Annotated in this window: 20 protein-coding genes; 9 read left to right on the top strand and 11 right to left on the bottom strand. The window is 62.3% G+C overall.

Annotation, left to right across the window (positions count from 1 at the left end):
• The first annotated feature begins 128 nt into the window (after positions 1 to 128).
• Together AC1D0N_RS06140 and AC1D0N_RS06135 are read left to right on the top strand one after the other, a co-directional pair.
• Entirely contained in the window at positions 129 to 563 is a 435-nt protein-coding gene (locus AC1D0N_RS06140; protein ID WP_477243102.1) for an ester cyclase, read from the top strand.
• A gap of 558 nt (positions 564 to 1121) precedes the next feature.
• Entirely contained in the window at positions 1122 to 2021 is a 900-nt protein-coding gene (locus tag AC1D0N_RS06135) for an ankyrin repeat domain-containing protein (protein ID WP_477242456.1), read from the top strand.
• Between the two features lie 151 nt (positions 2022 to 2172).
• On the opposite strand, the gene AC1D0N_RS06130 is transcribed toward AC1D0N_RS06135, so the two are convergent.
• The 4 genes from AC1D0N_RS06130 to AC1D0N_RS06115 form a co-directional block, all read right to left on the bottom strand.
• Positions 2173 to 2763, bottom strand: coding sequence for a flavodoxin family protein (locus AC1D0N_RS06130; protein ID WP_006334414.1), 591 nt, complete (start codon positions 2761 to 2763; stop codon positions 2173 to 2175).
• A 296-nt stretch (positions 2764 to 3059) separates the two neighbouring features.
• A complete protein-coding gene (locus tag AC1D0N_RS06125) occupies positions 3060 to 3821 on the bottom strand; it encodes a terminase large subunit domain-containing protein (protein ID WP_477242454.1) in 762 nt (253 codons plus the stop codon).
• Positions 3718 to 4068, bottom strand: a complete 351-nt coding sequence (locus AC1D0N_RS06120; protein WP_477242452.1) for a hypothetical protein — start codon at positions 4066 to 4068, stop codon at positions 3718 to 3720. The genes AC1D0N_RS06125 and AC1D0N_RS06120 overlap by 104 nt, the downstream gene beginning before the upstream one ends.
• Positions 4061 to 4483: a hypothetical protein gene (locus tag AC1D0N_RS06115; protein ID WP_477242450.1), complete on the bottom strand. Its 423-nt coding sequence runs from the start codon at positions 4481 to 4483 to the stop codon at positions 4061 to 4063. The genes AC1D0N_RS06120 and AC1D0N_RS06115 overlap by 8 nt, the downstream gene beginning before the upstream one ends.
• A 69-nt stretch (positions 4484 to 4552) precedes the next feature.
• Between AC1D0N_RS06115 and AC1D0N_RS06110 the strand changes: the two genes are divergently transcribed.
• The 5 genes from AC1D0N_RS06110 (at position 4553) to AC1D0N_RS06090 (ending at position 6807) form a co-directional block, all read left to right on the top strand.
• Entirely contained in the window at positions 4553 to 4885 is a 333-nt protein-coding gene (locus tag AC1D0N_RS06110; RefSeq protein ID WP_477242448.1) for a hypothetical protein, read from the top strand.
• A 467-nt stretch (positions 4886 to 5352) separates the two neighbouring features.
• Positions 5353 to 5799, top strand: coding sequence for a Ros/MucR family transcriptional regulator (locus AC1D0N_RS06105; protein WP_477242446.1), 447 nt, complete (start codon positions 5353 to 5355; stop codon positions 5797 to 5799).
• 46 nt (positions 5800 to 5845) lie between these two features.
• Entirely contained in the window at positions 5846 to 6040 is a 195-nt protein-coding gene (locus AC1D0N_RS06100; RefSeq protein WP_477242444.1) for a hypothetical protein, read from the top strand.
• Between the two features lie 22 nt (positions 6041 to 6062).
• Entirely contained in the window at positions 6063 to 6434 is a 372-nt protein-coding gene (locus tag AC1D0N_RS06095; protein WP_477242442.1) for a hypothetical protein, read from the top strand.
• Between the two features lie 76 nt (positions 6435 to 6510).
• Entirely contained in the window at positions 6511 to 6807 is a 297-nt protein-coding gene (locus AC1D0N_RS06090; protein WP_477242440.1) for a hypothetical protein, read from the top strand.
• Positions 6808 to 6834: 27 nt separating this feature from the next.
• On the opposite strand, the gene AC1D0N_RS06085 is transcribed toward AC1D0N_RS06090, so the two are convergent.
• Both AC1D0N_RS06085 and AC1D0N_RS06080 read right to left on the bottom strand, forming a co-directional pair.
• On the bottom strand, positions 6835 to 7248 hold the full coding sequence (locus tag AC1D0N_RS06085) for a DoxX family protein (RefSeq protein WP_477242438.1): 414 nt from the start codon (positions 7246 to 7248) through the stop codon (positions 6835 to 6837).
• A 331-nt stretch (positions 7249 to 7579) separates the two neighbouring features.
• A complete protein-coding gene (locus AC1D0N_RS06080; RefSeq protein WP_477242436.1) occupies positions 7580 to 8329 on the bottom strand; it encodes a tryptophan 2,3-dioxygenase family protein in 750 nt (249 codons plus the stop codon).
• 149 nt (positions 8330 to 8478) lie between these two features.
• Between AC1D0N_RS06080 and AC1D0N_RS06075 the strand changes: the two genes are divergently transcribed.
• On the top strand, positions 8479 to 8946 hold the full coding sequence (locus AC1D0N_RS06075; protein ID WP_477242434.1) for an Lrp/AsnC family transcriptional regulator: 468 nt from the start codon (positions 8479 to 8481) through the stop codon (positions 8944 to 8946).
• Between the two features lie 173 nt (positions 8947 to 9119).
• Here the strand turns inward: AC1D0N_RS06075 and AC1D0N_RS06070 are convergent, their stop codons facing one another.
• The 5 genes from AC1D0N_RS06070 to AC1D0N_RS06050 form a co-directional block, all read right to left on the bottom strand.
• Positions 9120 to 9317 carry a hypothetical protein gene (locus AC1D0N_RS06070; protein WP_477242432.1) on the bottom strand — a complete coding sequence of 66 codons (198 nt, stop codon included), beginning with the start codon at positions 9315 to 9317 and terminating at the stop codon, positions 9120 to 9122.
• A gap of 103 nt (positions 9318 to 9420) precedes the next feature.
• Positions 9421 to 9837: a hypothetical protein gene (locus tag AC1D0N_RS06065; RefSeq protein ID WP_477242430.1), complete on the bottom strand. Its 417-nt coding sequence runs from the start codon at positions 9835 to 9837 to the stop codon at positions 9421 to 9423.
• Positions 9838 to 10193: 356 nt separating this feature from the next.
• Positions 10194 to 11360 carry an SdrD B-like domain-containing protein gene (locus AC1D0N_RS06060; protein WP_477242428.1) on the bottom strand — a complete coding sequence of 389 codons (1167 nt, stop codon included), beginning with the start codon at positions 11358 to 11360 and terminating at the stop codon, positions 10194 to 10196.
• Entirely contained in the window at positions 11357 to 12250 is an 894-nt protein-coding gene (locus AC1D0N_RS06055; RefSeq protein ID WP_477242426.1) for an HTTM domain-containing protein, read from the bottom strand. Before AC1D0N_RS06055 ends, AC1D0N_RS06060 begins: the two co-directional genes overlap by 4 nt.
• Positions 12234 to 12593 carry a hypothetical protein gene (locus AC1D0N_RS06050; RefSeq protein WP_477242424.1) on the bottom strand — a complete coding sequence of 120 codons (360 nt, stop codon included), beginning with the start codon at positions 12591 to 12593 and terminating at the stop codon, positions 12234 to 12236. Before AC1D0N_RS06050 ends, AC1D0N_RS06055 begins: the two co-directional genes overlap by 17 nt.
• Before the next feature lie 338 nt (positions 12594 to 12931).
• Here AC1D0N_RS06050 and AC1D0N_RS06045 point away from each other — a divergent pair, with 338 nt between their 5' ends.
• A complete protein-coding gene (locus AC1D0N_RS06045; protein WP_477242422.1) occupies positions 12932 to 13297 on the top strand; it encodes a VOC family protein in 366 nt (121 codons plus the stop codon).
• The last annotated feature ends 10 nt before the right edge of the window (positions 13298 to 13307 follow it).

The following is a 13307-nucleotide window of genomic DNA, read 5'->3' as shown; positions in this document are numbered from 1 at the left end:
TGTTCTGGCAAGAGCTTTTTGGAGGCCGGAAGGATCGGCTGTTCTGCACCGCGGCACTCTTCGGTCGGCGTCACGGCATGGATCCCAGGGTCTGCGCTGCGTCGCTCCGCTCCTTGCTCCGCCCTGGGATGACGAAGCTGAACTGGATCGCTACCTTGCAGCAGCAGACAAGAGCAATTGCCGTGGCCGACCTCGCTGACATCTACCGCGCCTACATTGACCGCCTGAACCGGCAGGACTGGCCTGCTCTCGGCCGGTTCGTCGACGATGGCGCGATCCACAATGGCCGGCGGCTCGGGCTAGCGGGCTATCGCGCCATGCTGGAGGGGGATTTCGATGACATCCCCGACCTTCACTTCAACATCCAGATGCTGATTTGCGATCCGCCCTTTGTCGCCAGCCGGCTGGCCTTCGACTGCACGCCGAAGGGAATTTTCCTCGGCCTCCCCGTCAACGGCAAGCGCGTCTCCTTCACTGAAAATGTCATCTACGCGTTCCGCGACGGGAAGATCGTCGAGGTCTGGTCGATCGTCGACAAGGCGGCGATCGAGGCGCAGCTTTAGGGACAAACCCCGTCACTCTGAACGAGCGCCCGACCCAATGCGGTCTCTCAGTCGCGAGCGTCGCATGCCGAAGCTGCGTTGGTCAGCCGCAGAGGCAATGGCATTTTCAATGGAACGCTAATATACATGGACGCTCGAACCAGCAGCGCCTGCCAAATGCATTGGGAATGCCATGCGAAGGTTCATTTTCACGGCAGCGTGTATCGCCGTCTCAGCATCGGCAAACGCCCATGACTGGTACCAGGACAAGGTTGACCCACAGACGAGATTGAAGTGTTGCGGTGGTTCTGATTGCCACCCCATACCCAGGTCTTCGGTACAGTCCACGATCGACGGGGGCTACATTTACCTGCCGCAGAACTACAACATCTCACGCAGCCGCACACAGGAATCCCCCGACGACCAATACCACATCTGCGAGGGTACCTACGTCGTAACCAACCAGCTGTATCTGCGTTGCTTTTTCGCACCCCGCGTCAAGGTCTCTCTGGGGCGTGATCAAACACGCATGTCTGCTTCCGACAACGCCCGTCAAGAATTCTCATCAGGGAGGATACAATGATCAAGCGGGGACGCATGTGGGTGATAAGGGCTTCGTCGGTCCTTTGGTTTCTTGCACTCCCCGCCCAGGCGAGCGACCTGGGTGATCTTGTCAAGAAAGGCGACGTCGCAGCGGTGACGTCCGCCTTGGACAAAGGCGCCGCCATCAACGAAGTTGACGGTGTCACGGCGCTCTACATCGCCTGCGAAGCCGGAAATGTCGAACTGGCAAAACTTCTGATCGATCGTGGGGCGGACGTTAACCTGCCCGTCAGTTGGCAAAGAACGCCGCTCTACGCCGCCAACAAGGGTGGGTACGCCGACATCGTGAAGCTGTTGCTCGAGAATGGGGCCGATCCAAATCAGGTGGCGAAAGCGCAGACCCCGCTGCACGTGGCTGCCGAGAATGGCTGCCTTCAGTGCGTCATCTATCTCGTCGGTGCTGGAGCAGAGGTCAATGCACTGACATCGAATGGGAGTCCGCCCATCCATCTGGCCAAGCTCAGGGGTCACGACGACGTCGTGGCCTACTTGCACAGTCATGGCGCCGGACGACCGGCCCTTGCGCCGATTTCGCCACGGCTTGCATCGGCAAACGCTGAATCGGGCAAGGAGATTTTCGGCAGGACGTGCGGGGCTTGTCATCTTGTCGTGCTGGGGGTCAAGAATCCCAAGCCCAATCTGTGGGGGATCGTCGGGCGGCGGAAGGCTTCGCAAAGCGATGTCCAGTATTCGTCGAGTCTAAAGGACGCTGGTGGCGATTGGACCTTTGAGGAACTCAATTTCTTTATCTCAAACCCCGCACTCACTTTGCCTGGAACCGATATGAGTTTCCCGGGTCTGCCGGACGAGAAGCAGCGAGCAGACCTCATCGCTTACCTCAGGACCTTGAGTGACACACCGTTGCCGCTTCCCTGATTGCTCCGCCGAGCACGAGGAGCTCTTGCTATTTCAGGACGCAAAGCGGTAACCGGCCGAGACTCTGGTGTTCCGAAAGTCGGGTGGGAAGATAGGTCATGTTTGGGCCCCTCGTGTCTCACCACGCGAGGAGGCAAGAGATGTGCCGGTATCACCTGCTCCCGACCCACTGCCGGATCTCGTCAGCCAATTGCTCGAGAACGCCCATCGTCCCGGCGGGGAGCGGGTCCGGAAACCGTTGCTCGGGATACGCGAGCGTTCCCCCCAGATGGACCGGCTGGACGCAGGGCATCTCGTGCTGTTCGAAAAACTTGATCATGTTGTCCGCACATAGGCGCACACTCGGATCGTCCGCGGGATCGGTGGCGCCGTTGACGATGACCGCTCCGAGTTTTCCTTTGAGCTGTTGTCCGTCGCGCCACAGGGGATCCGATCTGTCGAGCAAGACGACGCCCAGGGCCGGCGGCATTCCGAAGCAGGTAGGAGTAGCCATCAGAATCACGTCCGACTCTTTCATGAGTGACAGAACACGATCGATCCCGTCGCCGTGGTATCCGAACGTTTGATAACACTGCTCGCACCCGAGACAGTCGATACGCTCATCGGCCAGACGCACCTGTTCCACGACCTTCACCCGCCGATCTCTCTCGAGCGAGCGAAGAACCTCGCCGAGCATCCGCGCTGAGTTACTGGACGCGCGTGGGCTACAGTCTATTCCAATGATGGTCGTCGCTTTGTCCATGTGAGTATCCCTAGTAAGGCGTGACACGGGGCGAAGTCTTGAGTATCCCCACCGATGGCTTCAAAGTCGAGGATACTCGCTCTTTGCCTTTGAATTTTCCGGATCACAATATTGCCCCCTAAGGTCGGTGAGCTGATCCGATCCGTCGAGGGCTGCTCGGGAAATATCCCACCATGCGGTCTGGCATTCATCGTTGCCGGCAGCCGCCCGAACTAGCCCTGACCGAATGGGGGCGCGAAGGTGACGCATCCCGATGGCGATAGGGCGGGGAACGAAGTCCTCGGACGGACCGACCACTAGCCCTTCGCCATACCCTCTACCTCACTCGCCGACAAAAACAACAGCACCACATCGGACATGCCGAGCAGCGGCGTGAAGGTGACGATGGTGATGCCGCCGGTGGCGTTGGTTCGGGTCAGGCCTTCGGAGTAGATGTCGAGCGGCGGCTCCTCGTCGAACCAGACGCCGTGCAGGGTTTCGCCCTGCCACTTCTCGCGGCCTTTTTCAAAACTCTTGAACGACAGCACCGATTCATCGGCCTGGACATCGCCGCCACCGCCATGGCGCACGACGACGCTGTCGAGCGCACCGGGCGCGCCGCGCCCCATGGTGGTGCTCAGGATGGCATCGCCGGGGATCATGCCGGTGCCCCACGCCGCCTGCTGCTGCGGCGGGCCGACCAGGATGCGCTGCGGGTTGTCGCGCGTGCCCTCGCCGGTGACGCCGGCCGCCCACAGCCGCACCGCACTGTCAAAAACCTTGCCTTGCCACCACGCGGGATAGCGGCCGGTGAGGTGCATGGCCCATTCGGCGCCGCCGGCCCGGGTCTTGCCGAGCTGGTTGCCGGCCATGAACAGCCGCTCGCGGTGGGTCGCTCCGGCGGCGTGAAATTCGGCCTGCCTGAAATAGGGCTGGTAGGCGGCAAGCAGGTTCGTGCGACGCCGGCGGTCCAGTTCAGCCAGCAGGCTCAGATATTCCTTCCGCGCCGCTGCCTGGCTTGGCGAGGAACGGCCGGAGGACGGCTTCGAGGCCGCGGATGCGGCTGCGGATCTCGTCATCGCTCAGCGCGTCCAGATGGTTGATTTCAACATGTAGATCCTTCGGCAGCACCGACAGCACGATCTTCAGATACTGGTCGGGTTTGTCGGCCCGCACTGCGGCGATGACGCCGGCGCCGTGGCTGCGGAAATCGGCGCGCACCGCCTCGACGAAATCATCGCCTAACGTTTTCTTCGGCCGCTTGCGCCCGGATTTGCTTGGGGATTTCGGCGCGGGCTTGCGGGACGGATTTTCGGTGTCAGCCATGTGGCAAAACCGCGGCGGGCTCCGCAGCCGCCTTCGCCGGCCCGACCGCCTTGCTCTTGCGGGATTTCCGGCGTGCCGGCTTTGCCTTCTTCCGCGCCGGCTTAACGGGTTCTGCCGCCGCTTTGGCTGGCGTGCCGCCGCCCTGCCCGGACTTTGCCACCGCTTCAGGTGGGGATTTCAGGCTAGCCCTGGCGATGCCGACCGCCCTGCCGTTGACGCCTTGCGATCCCAGAGCAAAACCAAAGCCGCCGACCGCATCGACCGGACCGCCTTTGACCATGCCGATCAGCACACCTGGCGCGACTACCTCGAAACGGCCAGCGCGCGCCTGCGGCGCACTTTCGAACTCGCCGATGGCGCTGACGACCTCGCGGCCGTCATCGTCGATGATGATTGTGGCGTATCGCACAGACATAGCTGTTCACCTCTGCACAGAGTCAGGGAACACAGTCCCTCTCTCGCGAGCTACCTAGGAATCTCTAATATGCGATTCATCGTCGTACAGGAGCCGACTGACACATGGGCCGTATTTGACACGGCGCTGGACGAGCCCGCGGATTTCGCCAGCAAATGCCTCATTGGTTTGACGCGGGACAGCGCCAAGTGGTTCGCCGCAAGGTGCAATCAGGAAGCGTCGCGGAGAGGCGGTCGCCGTAATCAGACGGCAATCGTCGCGCCGGCGTGCCCGCGGATCCGACTGGCCTTTACGCCTATTCATGGGGATGAGATGTTTGATGCCTCATTGCACATGATGGACGCCCCGCCAACGGTCAACGGCGGCAACACAAGTGGCTTTTTGGTCAACGAGATCGCCTGAAAACACAAAACCCGCCTGGCGGCGGGTCGTTGGCGCAAATCAGCACCATGGACAAATATTAGCATAGCTGCCGTCACCCGGTCAAGGATTTTCTAGGAATAAATTCCAGAGGCCCTCGAAACCCTTGCTAAGGTGATCGCCGAAAGTCGGTGCCGATGTCGCCGGATTGGGTGCCTGACCACGACACGTGCACTTCGGTTGGAAAGTCCGATTGTCTCCGGCGACCCGGCCTGAAACAAAAAACCCGCCTCGGCGGCGGGTCGGTGGCGCAAATCAGCACTATGCCCAAATCAATAGCATAGATGCCGTCACCGGGCAATCGAGTCACGGCATGGAATCGATCAGAACCATAGTTGATAGCGCTACCATAGCGATAGTCAAGCCGTATGCATGTGTCCTAAAGTGCCATGCCACAGCGTAACCTTGCCTGATATTCTTGCCTTGGTTGGGAACAGGGGAGCAACGCTATGTCTGGAGAAAGCAACCAGCGAAATATAGGTTTGACCGTCGATATCGTCGCGGCGTTTGTCAGCAACAATTCAGTGCCGGTGGATGATTTGCCGGCGCTTATCGCCAGCGTCAATGCCGCCCTTGGCGGCCTGGATCTGCCTGTCGCTGCCGAGCAACCGGCGCCGGAACCCGCCGTCAACCCGAAGCGGTCGATCACGCCGAACTTCATTTTCTGCCTCGAAGACGGCAAGAAATTCAGGTCGCTGCGGCGCCACCTTGGCTCGCGCCACGGCATCACGCCGGAGGTCTATCGCGCCAAATGGGGGCTGCCGGCGGATTACCCGATGACGGCGCCCAACTACGCCGCCAAGCGATCGGAACTGGCCAAACAGTTCGGCCTCGGCGTCAGGTCGGTTGAGGCACAAGCCGAGAAAGCCCCCGCCAAGCGGGGCCCCAAGGCGTAGCAGCGCCGGCGCCATTGCGCCGCCCGTTTGCCTGTGGAGGACGACCATGGTGATTGGAGAGCCCGATGACGTCCGCGTCGAACGGATCGACCGCCGATGGGCAGTGCTGGTGACAGAGCAGGGCAAGCTGACCCGGCACCCGTTCGACACCCAGGCCGAGGCCGAGGCCTTCGCCGACGAGCAGCGGACAAGGCTTGGTCTTCCCGCCAGGCCGCCGGTGGACGATCCCAGGACCCCGTAAACCTGTGGAAATGCCTCGATCCATGGACATATCGGCCGCTCGGGCTGTTGCGACCGGCTGGTCATTAGCCAGCGCTTATGGAATGATTTTGCCCGGGACTTGGGAGGGCAGGATGGACAAACCAGCCATGGCATCCATGTTCAGGATGCGGCATGCACCAGCAAAGGTATCGGGCGTTCGCAGCATCGGCGCGGGCCAGGCCGATCCGGTCATCGGCATGAGGCCGCTGGGCGAGGCGATCCGCTTCGTCATCAACGCCCACCCCCACTACGACATCAGCGCGGTGGCGATCAGCTGCGGCGACGGTCCGCGCCTCGGCAGCAGGGAGGTGAAGGCGCTGTGGCTCGAATATGGCCATCGCTGGATGGAAGAAATAGGCGATCGCCAATTTTGAAATCCGGACACTGAAGCGCCGTCTGGATCGGAACGGGCGTTCGCGCGTTTGGTCCATACCCAATGGGAGCAAAGCAATGAACGTCGCCAATCTGCAACTCGAAGGCCTGCTGATGGCCATCGCCTCGATCAATCAGGTGCTGGTCCGCAAGGGCCTGCTGTCGGTCGAGGACATCGACATCGCCTTGCGTAAGGCCGAGGCCAGCGAAACCAGCGAAGAACGATCCGGCGGCATGTCGGCCTCGAGCCGCGATGCCGTCAACTTTCCGATCCGGCTCTTGGAACTGGCCAACCAATGCCAGCCGGAGACGGATATGCCGTCGTTTTCAAAACTGGCGCGTATGGTCGGCCAGATAAAGGATCCTCTGTCATGACCGACTCGGCGATTGCTCGCCGCACCATCATGCCCTGCCTAGCTTCGACGCCAGAACGCTGCCCGGTCCATGCACGGCAGCGAAGAGCAGGCCGGCGGCGAACGGGAAATGCGACATGAAGGCGCCGAACTCGGCCTGGTTCCCGGCCCAGTGCGAAGGACCGTGGAAGGCAAAGCCGAGGAAGACCACGTAGACCGCGCCGATCACCGCTGCCGGGGTCAGGAACGCGCCGGTCAGGAAGGCAATCACCAGCAGCGTTTCGAGGATTGCGGCGCACCAGGCCAGGAACAGCGGGAACGGGAAGCCGGCGGCGGCGATGTAGCCGGCGGTCATGCCCATGTCCATGAGCTTGAAGGCCACCCCCATCGCGAACATGGCCGCGAAGATCAGGCGGGCGATGAGAATGGCAACGGTCTGCCAGGTCGATTGGGTGGTTTCCATGATGTGTCTCCGGGACTGGGTTTCGACCCAAGGACGGGCGACACGGTGCGGGTCCGACATCGGGTTGGAAATAGTTCTGCCGAGCGGAGTGGCAACCTCTTTTGATGCTGGAGGGACAGCGCCCCCCTCTGGCCTGCCGGCCATCTCCCCCACGCGGGGGGAGATTGGATGTCACTCCGGCTTTCGCCAATCACCAACGTTGGAGGAAGAGCGTAGTCGACGAAACTGCCGATCTCCCCCCTCGTGGGGGAGATGTCCGGCAGGACAAAGGGGGGCGCGAAGGATCGCGAGGTTCTGGTCTTGCCTCCCCGACCGCCAGCGGCGAAGAGCCCTACCCCACCTTCTCCGGATGGCTGATCGAGTCGCGGACCACCCCGTACTCGCCGCCCCAGCGGTCGGTCATGTCGCAGCGTATGTCCCACAGTTCCGGGAAGAAACGATGGCGCGCACCGGCGGCCAGCAGTTCGACCGGGCGGCCTTTCAGCGATTTCGAGCCGAGCCCGATCGAACGGTGGATGAGGTAGAGGTGGTTGGCGCGGAACTTTTGGAACAGCTCGTCGAATTCGATCAGCGCCTCGGCGACGACGTAGGAGTCACCGTGATCGTATCTGGCATCGTAGACATCCTCGACCGTTAGCCCGCGGCCATCGAGATAGGCGGCCTTGAAGGTCCGCCACAGGTCCGGCGGCATGCGCAACAGCAGCTTGAAGCCGGGCGATTCCTGACCGCTGCCATTGCCGAGTTGCAGCCTTATCTGCTGGTACTCCTTGGGCGACATTGTTTCGAGCAGGTCGAGCTGCGCCGTCATCATCCGCATCAATCGGTGCACGCGGCCCATCAGCGTGACGATGCGGTGGGTGTTCTGTTTTTCGAGGAAATCGATGACATCGACCAGCGTATAGGTGATGAGCTTCATCCATAGCTCCTCGACCTGATGCACGATCTGGAACTGCAGCTCGTCGGCATTGACCATTTCGGCCAGCGGCTTCTGGCATTGCAGAAGCGTGTCGCATTTTAGGTAGACGCCGTAGTCGCGCATCTCCGGGGTTTCGATGCGGGCATAGTAATCCGGCTTGTTCATGCAGCTGCTCCTTGCCCGGCCCATCGCCGCAGGCTTTGTCTGGCGACAGTGTAGCTGCTTTGCGCTTGAACATTGTTCCTTTCTGTTATTCAAATGGCCGAAATTGAAGGACGAATGTCCGACTATTTAGCAATTTCAGGGAACGATTCATGTTGGATGCCCTCGACCGGAAGATCGTCGCCGCACTTGAGCGCGATGCGCGAATCTCGTTTGCCGTGCTCGCCGACGAGGTCGGATTGAGCAAGACGCCGTGCTGGAAGCGGGTCAAGGCGCTGGAGGATGCCGGCATCATCCGCGGCTACACCACGCAGATCGACCCGGCGAAACTCGGCTTCGGCATTGAGGCCTTCATCCAGGTGTCGATCGATTTCGAAGTGTCGGACGCCTTCGAGGCGGCGGTGCAAAAGCACCCGCTGATCCGGCGCTGCCACGCCACGACCGGCGAGGCCGACTATCTGCTGCAGATCGTCACCGTCGACATGATGGCGCTGGACCGGATGCTGCGCGAAGAGCTCAGCCGCCTGCCCGGCGTACGCCGCACCATCACCTCGATGGCGATGCGCGAGATCAAGAGCGATATTTCGTTCGCCAATGCGGCTGCGCATGCGCTGATGTGAGGTGAGGCGCACAGATCAGATGGTTTGAGACGTTGGCGCAGCAGCCTGCCCGCCAGGGGTGAGATTGGCTGTCTCGGCGTCGCTCCTTTCCTGCAACGTTGGAGATTGGTGAAGGCGCCGCGGCGAGCCCCTGACTTTTTTTGGGGTGGTCGAAAAACAGGCGTCGAAGCGGTTTATAGACCGCGACGGGGTATGCGGATGGTGGATGTGGTCTCAATCAGAATCGGCATGGAGCCTGCCGGGTCGGCAGGACGCTCAGGGTTTTTCGCATTGATGGCGAATGCCAATATCGTGCCCCGTTCCTTCCCGCAATTCAGGAGCATGCTGGCGGCGGCGCTGCTTGCCTCGACCATGCTGCTGCCGACGGCCATGGCAACCCGCGCGGCGTCGGTCCTGCCGGAGCCGCGAGACGGATTCCACCGGTCGATAGATCCGACAGTCCAACTGCAAGAGGCCAAGCGCGCTCTTCTGGCGCTAGCCGTAGGTGGGAATGGCGGTAATGGTGGAAACGGCGGCAATGGTGGCGGCGCCGGTGGAAATGGCGGCAACGGTGGAAACGGCGGCGACGCCGGTGGAAATGGTGGTGCCGGTGGGAACGGCGGTAATGGTGGCAACGGCGGCAATGGCGGTGCCGGTGGGAACGGCGGCAATGGTGGCAACGGCGGCAATGGCGGTGCCGGTGGAAATGGCGGCGACGGCGGTGCCGGAAATGGCGGCAATGGCGGCGCCGGCGGGAATGGCGGCGACGGTGGTGCCGGAAATGGCGGCAATGGCGGCGCCGGTGGGAATGGCGGCGACGGCGGTGCCGGAAATGGCGGCAATGGCGGCGCCGGTGGGAATGGCGGCGACGGCGGTGCCGGAAATGGCGGCAATGGCGGCGGCGACAGCCATCACAACACCACCACCCCCGGCCGGTCGGACGGCGGCCGTTCCTGCGGAGTCTCCCAGAGAACGTCTTGCTGACGCGGCTTGGGCTTAAAGCGCGTCGCGCTGAAGCGGATTCAGGTGACGCGCTTTAAGCCTTTGTTTTTGTGCATGTCGTCCCCCCCAAAACCGCTGCGCACTTTTGGGCGACAAGCACTGGGCCGCCTCAAAACCACCGGCGACGGCCGGAATGCAGCGTCAGGGTGCTGCGTAGACTTTAGAGCAGTTCACCGTTTCATGGAACCGGCGAACCGCTCTAACTCTTTGTTTTGACGCAATTCCGGACGGAAAACCGCTGCGCACTTTTCCTGGAATTGCTCCAGCTACGGACCGGTGCGATAAGCGAAATCGTCGATCGCGGCCTGCCAGTAATGCTGCGTCCGGATCTCGAGCCGCGTGATGCGCCTATAGTCGGCTGCGAAGTAGACCAGCCCGTTCGCGGACAGCACAAACGAATCCTCATAGGCGGGCTCATCGCCCCGCCAGGCCTTCAGGACAAGCGTCTCGCCCTCCGCGCCGTCCCAGCCGGCGCCGAAATAGGCGCCCGTGAAATCGAACGGCTTGTCGCTGAACACCTGCGCTGGATGGCCAGAGCTGTTGTAGGCGATGAATTCGCCCGACATGGTTGTGTTGATGTAGCCCGGGCCGTCGGTGAAGCGCTGGTGCATGGCGACGAGATTGTACCAGTCGAGCCCGCCATAGCCGGACGGAACCTCGAACACGCCCGACGTCGTCATCAGGTCGTCGAAGCCGACGACGTGCCGGTTGGGCAGCGGCTCCTCGGCAGGTCCGCCTTTGCCCGAAAACGCGGAGAGCACCACCGGCGCCGCGCCGACCACAATTTTGCGCCGCTCAGTCACCCCGTTGGCCGAAAAAACGACCAGCCATTGGCCTGGTGTCACGGCTGCGCTGAAGCGCCCATCCGGGCCGACCTTGGCGGCGGCAGTGGCGCCGTCCGGCCCGGTGAGGGAGACGCGCGACCCGGTGGCGACCGCACCGCTGATCGTCAGGTCCGCCGCAAGCCCGACCGGGTGCGTCGTGCGCGAGGCAATCATGTCGCCTGGCGATCCCGGTGAAACGACGTACTCGCTTTCCTGCGAGGCGTTGCCGGTGGTGACGGAGTAACCTGGCGGAGGCACCACCTTGAACGCGTAATGGCCGGGATCGACGACTTCGAGATCGCGCTGGATGACCGACATGCGGAAGTTGGCGAAGCCGCTCACATTGGTCAATCGCATGATGGTGTCGCCCTTCGGCTTGTCGAGTTCGACAGCCACACGCGACATCGGCCGGTCGCCGAGATCGTAGACGCCGTTCCGGTTGAGGTCGCGGAACACCAGCAGAGACGTGTTCATCTGGCCACCGTTGAAGGAACCCCATGCGCGCCTGGGATAATAGTTCTGCGCACTGCCGGCACGCGCCGCGCCGCAGACGATGGCCAGACCGATTGCCACTGCCACGACCGGGGAAAACAACAAACCACGCTTCACGAAATTTCCTCTTTAAATCCGGTCCCCTGGAGACGCGCGATGACCTTGTCGACGGCATCCGCATCGAAATAGGCAAGATAGAGCAGCGCCATGGTGACGCTGAACGTATAGACCGGCAGCGTCATATAGATGATGGCGTGGAAGGCCAGGCCCGGCAGCAGCAGATAGCGCCTCGTCGCGCGAAACGGCAGACCGAAGGCAAGGCAATATTCGAGCGCGACCACGGCGACGGACACGATCGTGGTGAGCCAGGCAAGGCCGGCTGGATAGTCCGAGCCCGCGTAGTACCAGAGGAATATCGCCTCGATCCGCGCGCCGCTGAGAAAGGCGTAGCTCGACTTGTCGAAGGCGGCGAAGAAATAGAGCACCGAGAGTTGCAGCACGATCAGCCGCAGCCCCCACAGATTGCCGCGCTCTGCCGGCGGCGCAACGCCGGTGCGCTCGGCGCGCATCACCGAGAGGTAGCGGTCCAGCGAATAGGAGCGGCCGCAAGGGGTGAGCGCGATCAGCAGCGCTGCGACGGCAAGCAGATAGGCATGATGGTGCGTCCAGGGTTCGCGACCGAGCTGGAAGCCGAAATAGTAATACATCGTCAGCCCGACCGCGCCCGTCCAGACGGCAGCGACGCGGCTGTGATAGCCGACGAAGAGCAGCACGGTCGCGACGAAGAAGTTGACGGCCAGAAACAGGCCCACCGGCGACTGGTCCATATAAAGCAGCAACTCGCCCGCCCAACGCGACCAGAACAGCATTGCCAGGCCGATGCGGATCAAAGCGGACGAACGCGACGAGCCCTCCGAACAGACCGCCCAGTCGACGAAGCGTGCGGCAATAGCGTGCATCAGACGCCAGCCGGGCCAGTCAGCGATGGCGTCAGCCGGCACAGGCATTTTCGGCATCGGTATGGATGATCTGCCAGCCGCTGCGCGCCGCCTGCCGCGCGCGTACACGGATGTCGGCGCCCCGCCCAGCGGCCGTGCAGAGCCGCTTGATGACGGAAGCCAGTTCGTCGCGGCTTTCGATCCGCTTCAGCTTGCCGTCGCGGGGCGCGCCGAGCATCTCGAACCGGTCGAGCGGGACAAGCGCGCCGTCGGGCCGGCGGATTTCGAAGGAAGCGTCGATCACGCCCATTCCGATCGCACTGAACATGGTCCAGGAGCGCAGCAATGGCGTTCGCACTCCGAAGACCTGCTCCGCGGCCGGACCGGCGATCATGAACGCGGCGATCGCCATGAATGCGAAAAACCGTAGGCGTCCTGCCGACACCCGCCCGGCAGACTCCGCACCAATTCTGATTGAGACGACATCCGCCACCCGCGCACCCCCGTCTCGATTATAGAACGGTTCAACGTCCGTTTTTCAAGCCACCCCAGAAAAAGTCAGGGCTCGACGAGCGACGCGAAGGAGCGCTCATCAAGGCCCGGACATCATGCGCTCAAGCATTTGGTTATAAGTCGCGCATCGCCCGAGCCGCTCTGTCGCGCATGTCCAATGAGCAGGATGCAGACGCCTTGCCGCAACTTGTCCCGCCAGCTATTTCTCGCGAGGGGCGTTTGTGAGGGAGCCTGCGGATGGTATCCGTCCGGTATCTGGTCCGCGATGTCGAAGCGTCCATCGCGTTTTATACGAGCCATCTGGGCTTCGCGTTGAAGCAGCAATTCGGTCCGGCGATGGCCATCCTGACGCGCGGCGACCTCTCGCTCTGGCTCGCCGGCCCCATGGCCTCGGCTGCAAAACCGATGCCGGACGGCCGGACACCCGAGCCGGGCGGGTGGAACCGCATCGTGCTCGAAGTCCAGGACTTGCCGGCAATCGCCACTGAGATGCGCGAGGCCGGCGTGCAGTTCCGCAACGAGATCGTCGAAGGTCCGGGCGGGCGGCAGATTCTTTGCGAAGACCCGTCAGGCAACGTCGTCGAGCTGTTCGAGCCCAGGTAGGTCGCGAGCC

Source organism: Mesorhizobium sp. P2_E10 (genome assembly GCF_056404235.1).
The sequence above is the reverse complement of the archived record's forward strand: the minus strand, read 5'-3'. Positions and strand labels throughout refer to the sequence as shown.